This is a genomic window from Bacillus sp. BB081, from assembly GCF_008368895.1.
In the GTDB taxonomy this organism is placed as follows: Bacteria; Bacillota; Bacilli; order Bacillales; family Bacillaceae_G; genus Bacillus_A; species Bacillus_A wiedmannii.
On sequence record NZ_QOZX01000158.1, the window covers coordinates 1 to 635 of the forward strand.

The 635-nt window shown below is 41.7% G+C and carries 1 protein-coding gene; it reads left to right on the forward strand.

Features of this window, described 5'->3' with window-relative positions; all coding sequences use genetic code 11:
- A partial coding sequence (locus tag DN394_RS28815; RefSeq protein ID WP_149294478.1) for a HAMP domain-containing protein occupies positions 1 to 635 on the forward strand: 635 nt, incomplete at both ends.

A 635-nucleotide genomic window follows, 5' to 3' on the forward strand; every position in this document is an offset into this window, starting at 1 on the left:
TCAAGTCAGGTATAGAGAAATGGATTGAAGATGCCGGCGATCCTGTTCTACAGATGAGACGTAATAACGATGAAGCTGGAATTACGCAATTTTTCAAAGTCGATCCGGGTAAGCAACAGATTGATCGATTACGCAGTGAGCTAGAAGCTTTTCGGACAACTGAAAAAGCACTCACAGATGCACGTATTGAAAGTATTGCTGCTAGCAATCAACGTTTATTTGTAGCGATGGTGACCTTGTGGATTGTAGTTGCGATTGTATCGTTGATAACAGCATGGGTGATTGCTCGCCAGATTGTACGAACATTACGCGATGTCACCGATACGATTCATGATATTGGTGAAGGTGGCGATCTGAACAAACGGATCACTATTCGTACCCGTGATGAGATTGCAGAACTGGGTACAGCGACCAATCAATTATTGGATCATGTCCAGCATGAGAATTGGATCAAAGACCAGATTGCGATTGCATCAACTCGTTTTCAAGAATCTGATCGTATAGAATCGCTATCTTCTGCATTACTAACCAAAATGAATAAATGGTTTGATGCTTCATATGGAGTGGTCTATTATGATAGCGAAAATGAAGAAGAAGGCTGGGTCAAAACAGCTTCATTTGCCGCACATCATACA